Below are 15,595 nucleotides of genomic sequence, written 5' to 3' on the forward strand. Positions count from 1 at the left end.
CAAATGAACTCAAACACAAAACAGTTTATTTATGATATCCAGCAAAGAAAGAACAATTATATAGAGAATGTATTAATAGCAATACAACATCCTAAAAAAGATCAATCAGAACAAGTCATTCAAAATATAGTAGAGAAGATGGATATGATGATTAGTTTAGTTACTACTTACATGGCTATTGAATCCGAATCTACAAAAGAATTAAAAGAGCTTCAGGAAGAACTTATTCATGCTCAAGCATATATTCAAAAACGGAAATTTGAAGAAACACAGAGATAAAACCCTGTGTTTTTACTTGGTGGACTATGACATTAATTTTTTATAAATTTGATTATTGCTTTGGCATAATCCATACAATTTGTTGAATGCGTACAATATATGGCGCCGTATCTTCAATGAGCAAATGATCTGGTTTCACATCTTTTAACTGTCCTCTTACATTACCTCTTACAGTTTCAATAACCACATATTTACCAATTACTGATTGTAATGTCTGATATACGTAGGGATTAGGCGTACTTACCATATGTTGTTCACTCAAGTCATTTCCTTCCGAATAACTCATTCTAAAAGACTCCTTTCTAATTTGCATTCTTTCTCCAAATATATGATATAAATCTTATAAATATGCTAGAAGGATAATTCATTATAGGAACTGAAATAACATTTTAATAGGGTACGGTTTCTATTTCTACTTTGCTAAAAATAATTTATATAAAGTTCCTTTTAGGATATGTATAATTTTAAATACGCCCTTTATTAGAATAGTGCTCATACTTTTTTTGAGATTCTTTCGTAATACGTGCATTAAGTAAAATTGTTAACAATAAAATCACTCCATATTTTCCTCATGTAGCTCCTATGATAATCACACTACTACAAATAAGTATTAATTAATAGGATAAACGAAACTGAATAAATACGATCATAATTCTTTGACATCTTTTCGTATTTTATGCATTCTTTCCTTTAGAACATTAATTAACGCTTTAGGTGAATGGATACTCTGTTCATTTTTATATTTTAATATAATTTATTTAAGAGGCATAGATATAAGTTATGCAAAGCAATAGAACTTAATCAAGTACTAAGAATTATCTTATGGCAGATGTTCAAATAAACCTAATATTTTTATATTTAGAATCCCGTTGATGATTATTTTCTTGAAAATCACTTATATATGACAATAACATATACTAGTTATAAAAATGATAAGTTCTATCTTGAAATGGAAGGTGCTTATAATAATGTGTAAATTGAATCTCAAAGGACTAACAGGGAAAGTTGTTACAAAATCACATTGTGAGTATGAAAAGGCGAGGCAAGAATGGAATCGCTCTGTACAAAAGTTACCACTCATTATTGTTTATTGCTATACAAAGTATGATGTAAGCAATGCAATTATTTGGGCAAGGAAAAAACAAGTGGATATTCGCATACGTTCAGGTGGCCATCATTATGAGGGATATTCTGTGGGCAATAACGTTATTGTTATTGATATTAGTAAAATGGACCGTCTAGAATTTACTCCAAAAAAACAAACATTAAAAATACAGGGGGGGACCAAAAATGAACAAGTTTATGATTTTATCTCCTCTAAAGGGTATCCCTTTCCAGGAGGTACGTGCCCTACTGTGGGAGTATCAGGATACACATTAGGAGGCGGTTGGGGATATTCTTGTAGAAATTTTGGACTTGGATGTGACAGTTTAATAGAAATTGAGTTAGTAGACTATAAAGGTAGGTTAATTGTAGCGAATAAAAAATGTCATAGCAATCTATTTTGGGCTTGTAGAGGAGGTGGTGGTGGGAACTTTGGTGTTATTGTTTCAATGACATTTAAAATACCTCCAAAAGTCGATAAAATTACATTAATTGAAGTATATTGGCCCAAAGCATCACCAGAAATACAGCGAGCGTTCTTACAGAAATGGCAAAAATGGTTAGTGGACCTGGATTATAGGATTACACTTGGGGTTAGTTTATATAACTCTGCTAACGAAGGATTAGCCATATATGGACGAGGGATATTTTACGGAACTCCAGAAGAAGCAAGGGACATTTTGCAATCATTAGTTTGTATAGAGGGAGGAACAACTAGCTTGGAGTATATTGGCTTTTTAGATGCAATGAAAAAAATTGAAGCATCTTATCCTAAATCAGAACAATTTAAATCTACAGGAAGATTTGTCCATAGATACTATAATGATCAGGAAATTGAAAATATAATCCATCTTATTCAGGAGAGACCAAGGGGCAGTATCTTGGCAGCAATAAGCCTCTATGCTCTTGGGGGCAAAGTAAATGATATAAATAAGAACGATACAGCATTTTTTTACCGGGATGCTCACTATATTTTGGGGATTCAATCTATATGGGAAGAGCCTATGTTTAAAAAAGATAATGTTAAATGGGTTGAACAGCGATTTAGCTATATAAAAACTATTACAAATGGTTCCTTTATAAATTTTCCCTATAGCGAATTAAAAGATTATATGTGCGCTTACTACGGAGAAAACTCCGAACGTTTAAAGGAAATAAATAAAGAGTATGATCCGTGTAATATATTTACATTTCCTCAAGGGATCCAAAATTAAATAAATATGTAGATTCTTATAAAAATCAAGGTTTTAAAAAAATATAAAAACTAAAATTTCGTATTTTTTGTACAGAGTTAGAATATGGACAAACTTTATGAAAAACTACAATATTCTTAAAGTAATAAATGTATTTATTATGTGGTTAAATAAAAAAGTACGGAATATATTTTCGTTATACAGAGAATCGCTTAGTTCGGAAAACGGAGGAAGCAATTAACTTTGTATTTATATACTGCTCAGTTTTAATCTAGGTACAATTAAAAATATAGAAAAATAATAAATTATTTTTGTGAAATTATCTAATCTATCCAAACTGCAATGCATGTATAATGTTTAAACATTTGCATTATGTTTATTATAATTTTAAAAATATTCACTCAATTTTTATAAAAATATAAGTTTTTTTGTTTTAGTTATTTTTCAGAATAATCTATATTGACAAATAAACATTTGCGATATAGAATTGTTTTTGTTCACCGGTGAACATTATAAGGAGCTTTTTATTTAGTATTCATATTTAGTAACTTTTTCTATCTCTTAATATATGTAGTGCGATGTATTCTCAATCACTAAAAATTAATAAAATAGTTTATATTGATAAAAAAATAAAGGGATGATTATATGACGAATGCTATAGCGTTAAGAAATGTACGAAAGTTTAGTTCTCAACCCTTATCTACTAATTGTGCTGAAATATTAAAACGTAGTAAGCATGCAATAATAGGTATTAGTCCGTTTAATAGTAGATTTTCTGATGAATATATTAATAGACTCATTGAATGGGCATTACATACTTTTGATGATGTTAGTGTTTTATTAGCTGGAAAAGAAGCTGCAAATTTACTTGAGGCTCTAGGAACACCAAAAGGTAAAGCGGAAAGAAAAGTTAGGAAAGAAGTATCTCGAAATAGAAGATCAGCTGAAAAGGCACTTAAAGAGCATGGTGGTAATGTAAACGCTATCTATACTTTTTCTGATTTTAATGACAACAATGCATATAGCTGCATGAGAGCAGAAGCAGAACATATTTTTTTAAGTGAAACTGATTTTCGAAATGCTTGCTTAGAAATGTCACATGCAGCCATCTTAGGTAGGGCAAGGGGTACCAATATAGATATTGATCAAATATCAAATGACATGCTAAATATTGCAGTAGAATATGTAATTGCAGAACTCCCATTTTTCATTGGCGGAGCTGAAATTTTAGGAGCTCAAGAAGCTGTACTTATTTATCATAAACCATGGGAGCTTGGTGAACAGATAGTTCGAAATGATTTTTCTATTAAGATGAAACCAAATCAAGGATATTTAATGGTTCAAGAATTGGAAGATTTATCTTAGCAAATAGTAAGTATCCAATACAAGGGGGAAGAAATATGTCAAATACTATACAAACGGTAAATATATTAACAGAGGAATTTCAAGAAAATCCATATAAGTATTTTTCATACCTACGTCAGAATGACCCAGTACATTACGAAGCTGAGATTGATAGTTATTTTATTAGCAGATATCAAGATGTCCGTAATATATTGAATGATACTGAAACATTTACAACAAAATCATTAGCTGAACGTGCTGAGCCAGTAATGCGTGGACCAGTATTAGCACAAATGCGTGGAAAAGAGCATGTAGCGAAAAGAAAAATTGTTTTAAGAAGTTTTATGGGAGATGCTTTACAAAAATTAATGCCTTTAATTAAAAAGAATGCAGAAGATTTACTATTTCCACACCTTCCAAATGGAAAGATAGATTTAATTAATGATTTTGGCAGAACATTTGCTGTTTATGTAACAATGGATATGATTGGATTAGATAAGAAAGATCATAAGAAGATAGGAGAATGGCATAGCGGTGTAGCTGAGTTTATTACCAGTATAAATCAACCACCAGAGGCAAAAAAACATTCTCTTTGGTGCAGTGAACAGTTAGCTAATTATTTAGAACCAATTATTAAAGAGCGACGATTAAACCCACAGGAAGATTTAATTTCTAAATTATGCAGTGCTAAATATGAAGGAATAGCTATGACTGATACTGATATTCTAGCATTGATTTTAAATATATTATTAGCTGCAACAGAACCTGGTGATAAGACTCTTGCTTTATTAATCTATAATTTAATTAACCAACCGAAACAACTACAAGATGTATTAAATGATCGTTCATTAGTACCATTAGCTATTGCAGAAACTTTACGTTACAATCCACCAGTGCAATTGATTCCTCGTCAATTGTCAAAAGATACGGAAATAAGTGGTATTCAACTATCTAAAGGAACTACGGTATTTTGTATGATTGGTGCAGCGAACCGTGACCCTAACGCATTTGAAAGACCTGATGAATTCAACATTTATCGTCCGGATCTTGATATTAAAAAGGCATTTAGTGGTGCTGCAAGACATCTTGCATTCGGATCAGGTATTCATAATTGCGTAGGTGCAGCGTTTGCAAAATCAGAAATTGAAATAGTTGTAAATGTAGTCTTAGATAATATGAAAAACATTAAATTAGAAGAAGATTTTCAATATGTTGAAAAAGGGCTTTATACACGTGGACCTATTTCTATGCCTATTCTTTTTGATAAGTTAGTTTAAAAAAACATTGTTATTTTAGTTATTAATATAATTCAATTTTTGCTAAGGGGCTAAAACCCCTTAGTTTTTCTATTTTTATGAGAAGGTCAACATATATACCTTCTAAGTTGATATAACAAAAAATTAAATACATTGTTTCCATGCTTCTAAAAATTTTGTTACAACTTGTAACTCGGAATCATTAAATTGTTGGAATAACTCACTGTAACGCTCATGTGCAATTTTGTGTAATTTTTTATGAACAATGGCTAACTGTATTCCCTTATCAGTTAAAGTATAAAAGATTTCCTTCTTATTATCTGTATTTTGATGCGTCAATAAAATTTTATTATCAATAAGAACGCGAATAGCTTTAGAGATGGTTGCTTTAGAAATATTAAGTTCCATAGATAGTAGAGTGTTATTCATTTGTTGCTTACTCTCATGAATAACCGAAACAATATGTAGTTGCGTTAGAGTCCAATTTTTATTTATATTTTCATATTCACTAACTAATTCTTTTATCATCTCTTGAGATGCATATTTTTTCTTTTCTCTTGTTATGACAAAGTCTTCAATAGCTTTTAAGGTTTGGTCATGGACAAAATTTGTCATAATAATTTCCCCTATCTAGAATTATTGTTTACCGATTAACAATATAAAGTTTACCAGTAAACAATAATCAGGTCAACAATTTAAAAAAAGGACTTTTATGCATTGAAACTAACTCTTTAATATAATAAGACTTTATTAGGGTAAATTATGAAAAATAGATACATTAAAGGTTCTTACATAATTAGTTAAATACCAATTTAGCAATTGACAATTGCTAAATGAGGATATAAAATCAAAATAGTTTACCGGTAAACAAAAAGACAAAGAAGGGTAGAAACATTTAAATGAATAAGGGCATAAAACAGAAAATTTACGATAATTATCTACATTTGTTACATCTCAATGAACAAAAGGCAGATAAAGATATTGAGACTTTTTTTAAGCAAGCAAAAATGGAAGAAATAGAACATGTACCGACAAATATGACAAGTATACACGTAATTGCCTGTATTGGTGAGAATCAACCAATAAATAATATTACAATTGCAAGGAAAATGAATTTATCTAAAGCGAATATCACAAAAATTAACACCAAATTAATAAAAGAAAATTTAATCACTCGTTTTCAGTCAGTTGATAACAAAAAGGAGGTATATTATCAACTTACTCCGGCAGGACAATCACTTTGTGAATTACATCAGAAAATTCATGACCAGAAAGAAAATGAATTTTATCAGTTCGTTGATTCATTTTCTGAAATTGAACAAAATGCAATATTGAAGTTTTTACAAAATATAAACGATAAAATGTTGGGGAAATAAATTTATTATAACTTAAATAAATTAGCTAATTATTAATAAGCTTTTAGGAGGGATAGCATGAACCGTGTTAAATCAAGTGCTTCTTTTCTTTTATATTTGTTGTGTATTAGTGCTTTTTTCGCTTCTTTAAATCAAAATATATATTCTCCAATAATCCCCATAATTCGGGATTCATTCCAAGTATCTATAACAATGGTTAACCTTTCCGTTTCCATGTTTATTTTTATTACGGCAATTATGCAAATTGTTTTTGGTTCTATAATTGATTTTAAAGGTGCTAGGACTATTCTTATTCCGAGTATTATTTTAACGATTATCGCGAGTATTGGTTGTGCCATTACAAGTAACTTTACAGTATTTTTAATATGTAGAATTTTACAGGCTGTAGGGACAGCTGCAATACCACTTATTGCTGCAACTACAATTGGTACTGTATTTCAAGGAGAACAACGAGGAAGTGCAATGGGTACATATCAAACCATGTTATCCATTGCACCTGCTGTTGCACCAGTGCTAGGAGGTTTTATTGGGGAAAAATATAATTACCCAGGTGTTTTCTGGCTACTTGTAGCAGTATCTGTAATTCTATTTGTAACTAATTGGATATATTTCCCTAATGATCGTGTAGGAAGTAAAAAAGAATTGAGTGGGAAAACACTTATATCTCACTATGCTTCTATATTTAAAAGCAAAGTGGGAAGCTCCATATTAATATTAAGTTTCTTTGCATTTTTTCTTTATTTCTCCTTCATTGTTTACTTACCAATTTTATTAACAGATCATTATCAATTAAGTTTACAGGTAGTGGGTTTACTTTACTTACCAATGGCTATAAGTTTAATAATTGGCAGTATGACCTTTAAAAAAATTCAATCAAAAATTTCACAAAAAAAACTTTTTATAACTGGAAATGTATCCTTAGCTTTAAGCGTAATATTATTTGCTGTGACACACTCGAATACTTTAATTGGTGTAACAGTTGCTTTAATTCTCCACGGAATATCAATTGGTATCCTCACTCCTTTATTTGCTACTATGATTGCAAATGAATTTGAACATAATAGGGGAAGTGCAATGGGAATGTTTAACTTTATTAGATATATGGGAATGGCTGTCGGACCAATTGTTTCGGGATTATTATTAGCACATTTTAAGCCTACCGTTGTATTTGCTCTATTTGGCGGTTTTTTTATCTTTCTCTCTTTTGGCATGCTTATACGGATTAGTAAGAAATCTATTAAAATCGTGCCAAAACAAGAAAATCTAAAATAAGAAAATGATTTATTAAAAAGAATTAATTGTATATAGACTGTATAGTTAAAATATTATGGTAAATTAAATGATAATCTTGTTCATAATAAAATGTGTAATATATTGTTTCTTTTTAATTTTGAATAAGGTAATTAGAAATTTAAATAAGAGAAATTAGATTTAGTTAAGTAATAAAAAAGTGTAGAAAGATTTTATTGTAAAAAGACAATCAAGTTATTTAATTTTAAAACCTAAAACAAGCATAACCCCGTTCTAAATTTAGAACGGGGTTAAAATATAGTTATTTAATTTTCGATATAAGATACTTCACTGTACTTAAAGATATAACAATAGAGTCGTTTAAAAATCAAGTTGTTTCATATTTTGAGCGAATCCGTATCCTAGATGCCACCGTATTTCAAGTGCCAAATGCTTTAGAGAATATATATCCAGGCTCTGGAGGATGGGCTTAAACAGCGGGTATCAATATGATTTACATAGTGGAAAATTTCTTGATTTTCAAGTGGGACCTGGCAAAAATAATGACAAAACATTTGGTACGGAGTGCTTAGATACCTTACGACCAGGAGAGTTATGTATTCGCGATTTGGGTTGCTTTTTATTGGAGAACTTAGATCAAATGGATCAACGAGGTACATACTATATTTCTCGCTTGAAATTAAACACGAATGTATATGTGAAAAATCCAAACCCAGAATACTTTAAAAACGGTACAATTAAGAAACAATCGGAACATATACAAATTGATGTGAAACAGATTTTGAAGCAACTACAGCCTGGAGAAACATTTGAATTTATTCAACATCGTTTTACAAAATCAGCTAAGAGAGTGATAAAAAAACTATCCGATGACAAAATTAGAATTAGATTAAGAGAAAAGAAGATATAAATGGGGGGGAATTGGAAAATACATTTATCAAAAGGAAGAAGAGGATATAAAAAAATATCTGTATTCATATATGAAACAGTTCTTTCCTAATGCAAAGCTAGAGTATTTTACATAAAAAGAAAAGAACAAAGTTTATTTCTTTTTCAATCTAAAAAATTACTCATTCAAAAAGTGAAATAATATGTTTAAATTGTTATGGTGTTTTCAATATAGTATCTTGATGGGCATATACAGGCGCTAGAAAAAATGAAAATTGATATTCATTGAAAGCAATAAATGATATTGGTTAACAATTCGCTACTAACTCATTTCAGAAACTTATACATGAAAGTTTTTTATGCTACTTAATTCCTGACATTTTTTATTAAATAAGGCTTAAAGCAATTTTTTATCAATTTTTAATTCAAAGCTAAACGGACCTCTATGTTTATAATTCAAAGGAGTGAACAACCAATTCACTCCTTACTCTTTTTTTCTTTAATCCACGTTTACTTGTTTATGTAATTTTGAAATAAGGTTTGATTAAAACTCATTTAGAAGTCTTGAATTGCAAATGACAGAGTATCGCACCTTTTATATAAATTTTGAAACCTTTATAGATTCAATAGGATATAGTACAATCTATTTTTTTTTGCATGAATAAATTATATAGAATTATATATTCTAATTTAGAAAGGGTGATTACAATAGGAAGCTATTATGATAGAAAATACAAATATTATAAAAGTTCATCTTGTGGTGAAGGCGATTACAAGTACTATAAAGGTTCATCTTGTCATAGCCATAATAAAGAATCTATTGAATTTGAATATGACGAAAGATTAATTACTACTCCTATACTTGTTCCTCCTGCTCCAGCGGCACCACTTACAATATTAACAGTAAATTTTGATAAAATAAATACAGGGGACCGTGTATGGCTGAGTGGTATCGTCAGTCTAAATAACAATAATAATATATTTTCAACAGTTACATTAACTATTACAAGAACATCTCCATTATCAGGAACACCTCAGGTCATTTATACACAAGTATTTGAAATTGATAATGAGGGTGATGATGATCAAATCCAAACTCCTTTTTCACATGTAGATGTTCCAACAACTCAACTTTTTGATGTTAGATACCAAGTTCGAGTAACTGTAGGAAATCCTAATTTATTTGTACAAGGAGTAAATACTCTAACAGCTCTTAGATTTAGTCGATAATAATGAAATGTAGAGAAGCTATGTTGAAGAATCTTCAACATAGCTTCTTTTTTATAATCAATCATTGTGTTATATGGACGGTGGGTGCACTTATCCTAGTTGTGGCGAAATCTTCCGTTTTTATCGTTCCTATTGCATCATTAGCATTTGTAGAGATGGCGATAAAATGCTTATGTATTTCATATTTTATTTTTGGACTAGAATATAAGAAATTAATAAGATGTAGCAAGCAAACTTATTAGAAACGGAAAAGAAACTAGGCGTATTGAATTTTCCTTATAGGAGGTGGGGTAGTGCTATGGCAGGAATGGAGATAGTGTACACCGCAAATGAGATAGATGGTTGGTTAGGACGTTAAGTGGCGGGTAGTTCACAGTCAGTGATTAGTATGAGGGAAGAGGAAAAGAAGATAGTAAAGAAGTGGAAGAGGTCTAAATTTGTAGTTGTAAATAAAGAGGTTGGATAAAAAATTCCTGTTTTTTGTGATGCTTTTAATAGTCATAATAGGCGGATCTATATTAACTAAATCCTAACTTCTATGATTGATTTCCTTATTCTGTTACATGTTTAAAGGGTGAAGTGACTCAAGTTCAACCTAAATGTATAATTATGTAAAAATTTTACAAAGGATATTATAAAGAGCTGTTTTTAAATTAACGCACAGCTTAACATCCATGCTGTTAAGATCGTAGTTTAAATTAACTTACTCATTTTTTTAACCTAAAACCTGCAACTTTTAAAATTTTAATGAGAAAGCTAATAAAATATCTACAAAACATAAAAAAAAATTGAAAACCTATTATACAAGCTTATACATCAATAAAAAAAACGAATATATTGTCATTGAAAAGTTTTAAAAAATTTAAAGTGATTTTAAAAGGAGATTAGATAATATGAGCGAACAATGCCCAATCAATGTACCTTGTCAGGCAGTAGGACAAACTCAAACACCATTAAGTGATGCAGCTGCAGCACCAATTACTACGCCAGGAACACCGATTGTAAAAATCCCAGTTGTATTAGCAGAAAGAACAATTCAAATTGTTGTAGAATCGGATGTTCCATTAGATCCTCCAGCAGTTGAAATTAAACGTGTGTTAAAAAACGTATTTTTAACACAATGTAAGTTAGTTCCTGTTGCATTCACTCCAGTAGATGGTACACCTTATCGCCGAGTTACAAGAGCAAAATTATTTGTACAAGGATATATTCGTAAAAACATTGAGTATGCATCTAGCGAGTGTAACGCACCTTTATTTGATCGTATCGCTAATATTAATTTTAGTGGGTTTGCAGATCTGACGGAAGATGATTTTCTATCATTAGCTTTAGTAGCTTCTTCTTCAGACACAACATCGCACTTTATTAATCCTAAAAATGGTGATTTACCACGTCTAGACAAATACTTTTTCGAAAATGCAGTTTTTTATAACGAACAACCATATTGTGAATTAGTCAGTGCTCAATTTTTTGAATTAGACTTTTCCCCTTGTCCAACAGAATTAAACGAACCATTTGATACTCTTCGTGAAAAAATTGTACTAGACCTTACTTTAAAAGTTTTACAAGTACAACAAGTACAAGTACTAGGATAAAACAAAGAAGCACTCATTTTGAGTGCTTCTTTGTTTTATAAATTTTTAACTCAGAAAACTTCTTATTTTACAAGGTCAACCCACTTAAAAAGAACACCAATGTCCGTTGATGTTCTTAAATGGAAACTATAAAATTGAAATAAGTGAGTGAAACCAATTCCAATACTATAATATATGCTCGACTAACATTTATAGTGTTAAAAATTAAATATTATCATTAATAATAGACGGAAAACTCACTTCTTATTTTTTAAAAAATAAAAAGTGAATTTCTCTTTACCATTAGATTTTAATTTATCATTTTAGCGAAGAAGAATCCTTCGGGTGAAGGGTCATAAACTAGTGAGTAGGTGGGAGATGAATTGGCTTCGAACAAGGGATGGAAGGAAGCCATCTTAATTGTTCGACATACAGAAAGTGTTACTTCGCTACGAATAGAATGTATGTTTGGTTCGGTTCGGGATAGTCATATACCGAAATGAAGGTGAATTAAATGATGATTGATAAAGTCTAAAAGTTTCGTATCTATCCAAATCAAGCACAAGCAATTCTAATCAACAAAACGATTGGTTGTTCTCGCTTTGTATTCAATCATTTCCTATCTTTATGGGATCACGCATATAAAGAGACAGGAAAAGGATTGACCTATAGTACATGCTCTGCCAAACTACCTGCCATGAAGAGAGAGTTTGTTTGGCTAAAAGAAGTGGATAGTATTGCGATTCAGTGGTCTGTTCGCAACCTTGCGGATGCTTATACACGCTTTTTCAGTAGATAACAAGTTATGTTAGAAAGAACAGTAATTACTAAGTACTCATTTTTATATAAATTTTTACAGCATCTTTCTCTATAAAATCGAAAGCAAAGGGTGATTGGTATGCTTGAAATTTCTTTGGATTTTCAAAGTTAGCTTCACTTGTAAAAACATTGCCAAGTATTTTTTCTTCGACGATGCTAAATTGATGTTCCTCTTTAATATCTTTTGATTCTATAAGACCTTTAAAGGGCACGTTACTATGAATTCTATAGTTTGGAATTATTTTGTTATAAGCTAAAGCTGTATAAGTAATAGTCTTACGAATAAATCCCGAAATAATGACTACTTCTGAACACACCTTTTCAATCGTAGTAAATATTTGTCTATTTACTTTGATGGTTCCTTTTTGGGCAGGAGGAACTAACTGGATTTTATGCTCTATAAATTGTTTAAAGCACAATATTTTCGATTTAGGTAATTTTGGATTTTTTTTCGTTTTTTTCGTTTTTGGAGTTTTAGAAAAGCATGGAGATATTCTTGTTACTTTGGGAATTCCTGATAAATTAATATGTGGGAAATAAGGCGTACTTGTTATAATAAAATTTTTCTTGGAATGTAAATTCATATACGTTTCCGCACCTTTCCAATGGAATATAGTTTAAAATATGTCCTCCTCATCATATATGCTTCTTTTTGATAAGGAATTTTCTAAAATGAGCTTATGTCATATATCGATAGGATTTTTGAGTAATAGGAGTTGCATCACATCGCTATCAAGCTAAGGAATTGATTGGTCTCAAAAATGAAAAAAGAAAGCCAATCGGATCTCTTTTTTTATGTTAGCCAACTTTTTCAATAAGAAATGATGCTTCACCAATAAAAATAAGTCCAGCAGAAAGTCTAATTAATGCTCGAAGAACATACCCTTGGTTTAATGAAAGTAAAACTGTTTTTGATGCTATATTTCTATTGCCCTAATCCAGATTGATTCGTATTTGAGAAAGAAAATTAACAGTATCGTTTATCGTAAAATTTATAATAAGAATTCTTGAATTTTCTCCAGATACACTAACTCCTGTCGTAAACGTTACAGCATATACACCAGCATTACCAACCGTTATTGAATTATCAGCAGTAATTAATATAACTCCAATAAAAGGTCCTGTGGGTAAAGAGAATGGAGGGCTAGGTGGCAATGTAGGATACAGTAAATTCGGATCAAATGCTGCTCCAATCAAAAGAACATGTTTTTCATTTATGTATATACCTCTTTACAATGCTTGTACTTATCATAATTCTAGATCAATGACCTTCCTATAAGCGGAATCTCTCTTTTTTTATTTTCTTTCGACAAAATATGGGACTATATTTTCAATAACAAAGAGTTAAAAATCCAAGTCAATCGTCAGGATTTATGCTTATTAGGGTTACTATAGGACGACGCGAGATAATTCATCCATAATATTTTTATATCTATAAAACTAAAAAAATAATATCTATATCTGATGAAATACAACTATACATTTAAGAAGTTCAAAGTTTCTTCTCTCTAAATATCTTACGAGATTCTGCTAGTGATGTTAGTTTCGTGCAGAAAACAAGTAAATTGTTAAAAAGAATTGTGGTGATACCCTAGGTGAAGTTGCAGAACCCTAGCTTTCATACTGTAAAAGTTCTTTAAGGATGTGAGGAACTGTCATGGTAAAGGAAATGCTAAATAAAGGGCATAGAATCGATTATATGGAAAGGAATTAAAAATTTATAATTAATATAAAAGGATATATAACGATAAAAAAGAACCTAAATTCTTGACAGATAGAAAATAAGTTCTTTCTTTGTTAGTGGAGTTTTATTTAGTAGTGTGTTGGAGCACTATATAATATATGTATTTATAAGTAAGGGGTTTTTAATTTGCAAAATATATATCTTTAAAAAATAGAAAAAAGGTCAGTTTTTAACTGACCTTTTTTCTATTTTTTAAAGATAGCTAACGAACAGGTAATTTGGGATTTGGAGTATAGTAAGATGTTAATCATCTCATTGTTAATGTATGCAGGTAATACAAAATGGCTTGTACAATTGTTAAAATTAGTGAACTTTTTTATGAATTAGTGAATTGGATGTTTGATAGAGGAAGTAAGTCTAATCAATTAATTTATTTCTTTCATAATATATAATGCAAATAAATTTTTTAGGGAAAAGGGGGTATGTTAAATGTCTTTTCAACGTAGATGTGAATGTGATGTATGTAATAGAAATCGAAGAAGAAGACGTGGTGAGGAAGTAAGAGAACTGAGAAATCTCGAAGGTCGAAGAAGATTAAATGGTTTACGAGAAGGTGACAGAATTACAGTTTTTTCAGGCGGAACTGCGATAGATGGAACAGGTGTCTTTATTCGTGTAGAGGATGGATTTCTTGTTTGGGTAGATGCTGCTGGGACACTTAATGTGACAAGCCTAGATGTTATTAGTGTTCGACGCGTAGGTTAATAGCACTTGAAATAATGTAAATGTGTTGAATGCAATAGAACTTGAAGAAATAGGACCATGAGGAGGTGAGCGAAGTGGGGAATAGAAGATTAGATGGTTTACGAGAAGGCGACAGAATTACAGTTTTTTCAGGTGGAGGTCCGATTGATGGAACAGGCGTCTTTATTCGTGTAGAGGATGGATTTCTTGTTTGGGTAGATGCTGCTGCGACACTTAATGTGACAAGCCTAGACGTTATTAGTGTACGGCGTGTAGTTTAATAGCACTTGAAAATAATGTAAATGTATTAAATGTAATAGAGATTGAAGAAATAGGAACCATGAGGAGGTGAGCGAGATGGGAAATAGAAGATTAAATGGTTTAAGAGAAGGTGACAGAATTACAGTTTTTTCAGGCGGAACTGCGATAGATGGAACAGGCGTATTTATTCGTGTAGAGGATGGATTTCTTGTTTGGGTAGATGCTGCTGGGACACTTAATGTGACAAGCCTAGATGTTATTAGTGTTCGACGCGTGGGTTAATAATACTTGAAATAAATATAAGTAAAAGATAAGAGGGGAGGGCTCTTATCTTATTTTGTTTTTAGGAATTATTATGTTATGTAGATTATATTAGGTATTTAAATACTTAAAAAGGGATTTATATAAAATAAATCCCTTTTTAAATTGATAAGAGAGGTAGGATACATTATATGTGTAAATTTTTAATTGGGTTTGTACTTTTTTAATAATTTATTTGTTTTATGTAAAAGGTGCCAAGAAATACTTTGTAGTTTTATTTCTTGGCGTGGGTATTTATTTGGGTCATTTGGATGCCGACCTTACAATAGTA

At 30.6% G+C, this 15,595-nt stretch carries 15 protein-coding genes and 3 pseudogenes; 13 read left to right on the forward strand and 5 right to left on the reverse strand.

All coding sequences use genetic code 11. The annotated features are described in order from the left end of the window. Positions 1-3: 3 nt before the first annotated feature. Entirely contained in the window at positions 4-279 is a 276-nt protein-coding gene (locus tag ACTFO4_RS29240; protein WP_070183908.1) for a hypothetical protein, read from the forward strand. 52 nt (positions 280-331) lie between these two features. Here the strand turns inward: ACTFO4_RS29240 and ACTFO4_RS29245 are convergent, their stop codons facing one another. Beyond that, complete coding sequence (locus tag ACTFO4_RS29245; protein ID WP_070183909.1) at positions 332-565, reverse strand: YuzF family protein; 234 nt, start codon at positions 563-565, stop codon at positions 332-334. Between the two features lie 178 nt (positions 566-743). Then, a pseudogene (locus ACTFO4_RS29250) lies at positions 744-942 on the reverse strand (hypothetical protein). A 305-nt stretch (positions 943-1,247) separates the two neighbouring features. Between ACTFO4_RS29250 and ACTFO4_RS29255 the strand changes: the two are divergent. The 3 genes from ACTFO4_RS29255 to ACTFO4_RS29265 all read left to right on the forward strand — a co-directional run bounded on the left by ACTFO4_RS29255 (position 1,248) and on the right by ACTFO4_RS29265 (position 5,197). After that, complete coding sequence (locus tag ACTFO4_RS29255) at positions 1,248-2,597, forward strand: FAD-binding oxidoreductase (protein WP_440014566.1); 1,350 nt, start codon at positions 1,248-1,250, stop codon at positions 2,595-2,597. Between the two features lie 624 nt (positions 2,598-3,221). After that, positions 3,222-3,941, forward strand: coding sequence for a tRNA-dependent cyclodipeptide synthase (locus tag ACTFO4_RS29260; RefSeq protein WP_438906440.1), 720 nt, complete (start codon positions 3,222-3,224; stop codon positions 3,939-3,941). 35 nt (positions 3,942-3,976) lie between these two features. Continuing rightward, positions 3,977-5,197: a cytochrome P450, cyclodipeptide synthase-associated gene (locus tag ACTFO4_RS29265; RefSeq protein WP_440014567.1), complete on the forward strand. Its 1,221-nt coding sequence runs from the start codon at positions 3,977-3,979 to the stop codon at positions 5,195-5,197. 123 nt (positions 5,198-5,320) lie between these two features. Here the strand turns inward: ACTFO4_RS29265 and ACTFO4_RS29270 are convergent, their stop codons facing one another. Next, complete coding sequence (locus tag ACTFO4_RS29270) at positions 5,321-5,791, reverse strand: MarR family transcriptional regulator (RefSeq protein ID WP_440014568.1); 471 nt, start codon at positions 5,789-5,791, stop codon at positions 5,321-5,323. Between the two features lie 284 nt (positions 5,792-6,075). On the opposite strand from ACTFO4_RS29270, the gene ACTFO4_RS29275 reads away from it, so the two are divergent. The 6 genes and pseudogenes from ACTFO4_RS29275 to ACTFO4_RS29300 form a co-directional block, all read left to right on the forward strand. After that, on the forward strand, positions 6,076-6,552 hold the full coding sequence (locus tag ACTFO4_RS29275) for a MarR family transcriptional regulator (RefSeq protein ID WP_044585258.1): 477 nt from the start codon (positions 6,076-6,078) through the stop codon (positions 6,550-6,552). A 57-nt stretch (positions 6,553-6,609) separates the two neighbouring features. Then, positions 6,610-7,824 carry an MFS transporter gene (locus ACTFO4_RS29280; RefSeq protein WP_409532426.1) on the forward strand — a complete coding sequence of 405 codons (1,215 nt, stop codon included), beginning with the start codon at positions 6,610-6,612 and terminating at the stop codon, positions 7,822-7,824. A gap of 362 nt (positions 7,825-8,186) precedes the next feature. Further along, positions 8,187-8,828: pseudogene (locus ACTFO4_RS29285) on the forward strand (spore photoproduct lyase family protein); the annotation flags it as partial. Positions 8,829-9,390: 562 nt separating this feature from the next. Next, positions 9,391-9,921 carry a hypothetical protein gene (locus tag ACTFO4_RS29290; protein ID WP_409532425.1) on the forward strand — a complete coding sequence of 177 codons (531 nt, stop codon included), beginning with the start codon at positions 9,391-9,393 and terminating at the stop codon, positions 9,919-9,921. 893 nt (positions 9,922-10,814) lie between these two features. Continuing rightward, complete coding sequence (locus tag ACTFO4_RS29295) at positions 10,815-11,516, forward strand: CsxC family protein (RefSeq protein WP_098853187.1); 702 nt, start codon at positions 10,815-10,817, stop codon at positions 11,514-11,516. A gap of 523 nt (positions 11,517-12,039) precedes the next feature. Continuing rightward, positions 12,040-12,291, forward strand: a pseudogene (locus ACTFO4_RS29300) (helix-turn-helix domain-containing protein); the annotation flags it as partial. Positions 12,292-12,322: 31 nt separating this feature from the next. Here ACTFO4_RS29300 and ACTFO4_RS29305 read toward each other — a convergent pair. Both ACTFO4_RS29305 and ACTFO4_RS29310 read right to left on the reverse strand, forming a co-directional pair. Continuing rightward, positions 12,323-12,898 (reverse strand): hypothetical protein, encoded by a 576-nt coding sequence (locus tag ACTFO4_RS29305; RefSeq protein WP_409532424.1) that lies wholly within the window; start codon positions 12,896-12,898, stop codon positions 12,323-12,325. Positions 12,899-13,247: 349 nt separating this feature from the next. Then, the gene (locus ACTFO4_RS29310) at positions 13,248-13,511 is read right to left on the reverse strand and encodes an exosporium leader peptide-containing protein (protein WP_409532423.1); all 264 of its coding nucleotides are present in this window, start codon (positions 13,509-13,511) and stop codon (positions 13,248-13,250) included. Between the two features lie 976 nt (positions 13,512-14,487). On the opposite strand from ACTFO4_RS29310, the gene ACTFO4_RS29315 reads away from it, so the two are divergent. The 3 genes from ACTFO4_RS29315 (at position 14,488) to ACTFO4_RS29325 (ending at position 15,285) form a co-directional block, all read left to right on the forward strand. After that, entirely contained in the window at positions 14,488-14,763 is a 276-nt protein-coding gene (locus ACTFO4_RS29315; protein WP_098282196.1) for a hypothetical protein, read from the forward strand. Positions 14,764-14,837: 74 nt separating this feature from the next. Further along, positions 14,838-15,023, forward strand: coding sequence for a hypothetical protein (locus ACTFO4_RS29320; RefSeq protein ID WP_016119599.1), 186 nt, complete (start codon positions 14,838-14,840; stop codon positions 15,021-15,023). Positions 15,024-15,099: 76 nt separating this feature from the next. Further along, complete coding sequence (locus tag ACTFO4_RS29325) at positions 15,100-15,285, forward strand: hypothetical protein (RefSeq protein ID WP_098853192.1); 186 nt, start codon at positions 15,100-15,102, stop codon at positions 15,283-15,285. Positions 15,286-15,595 lie beyond the last annotated feature (310 nt).

Source organism: Bacillus cereus group sp. MYBKT14-1 (genome assembly GCF_051915185.1).
In the GTDB taxonomy this organism is placed as follows: Bacteria; Bacillota; Bacilli; order Bacillales; family Bacillaceae_G; genus Bacillus_A; species Bacillus_A cereus.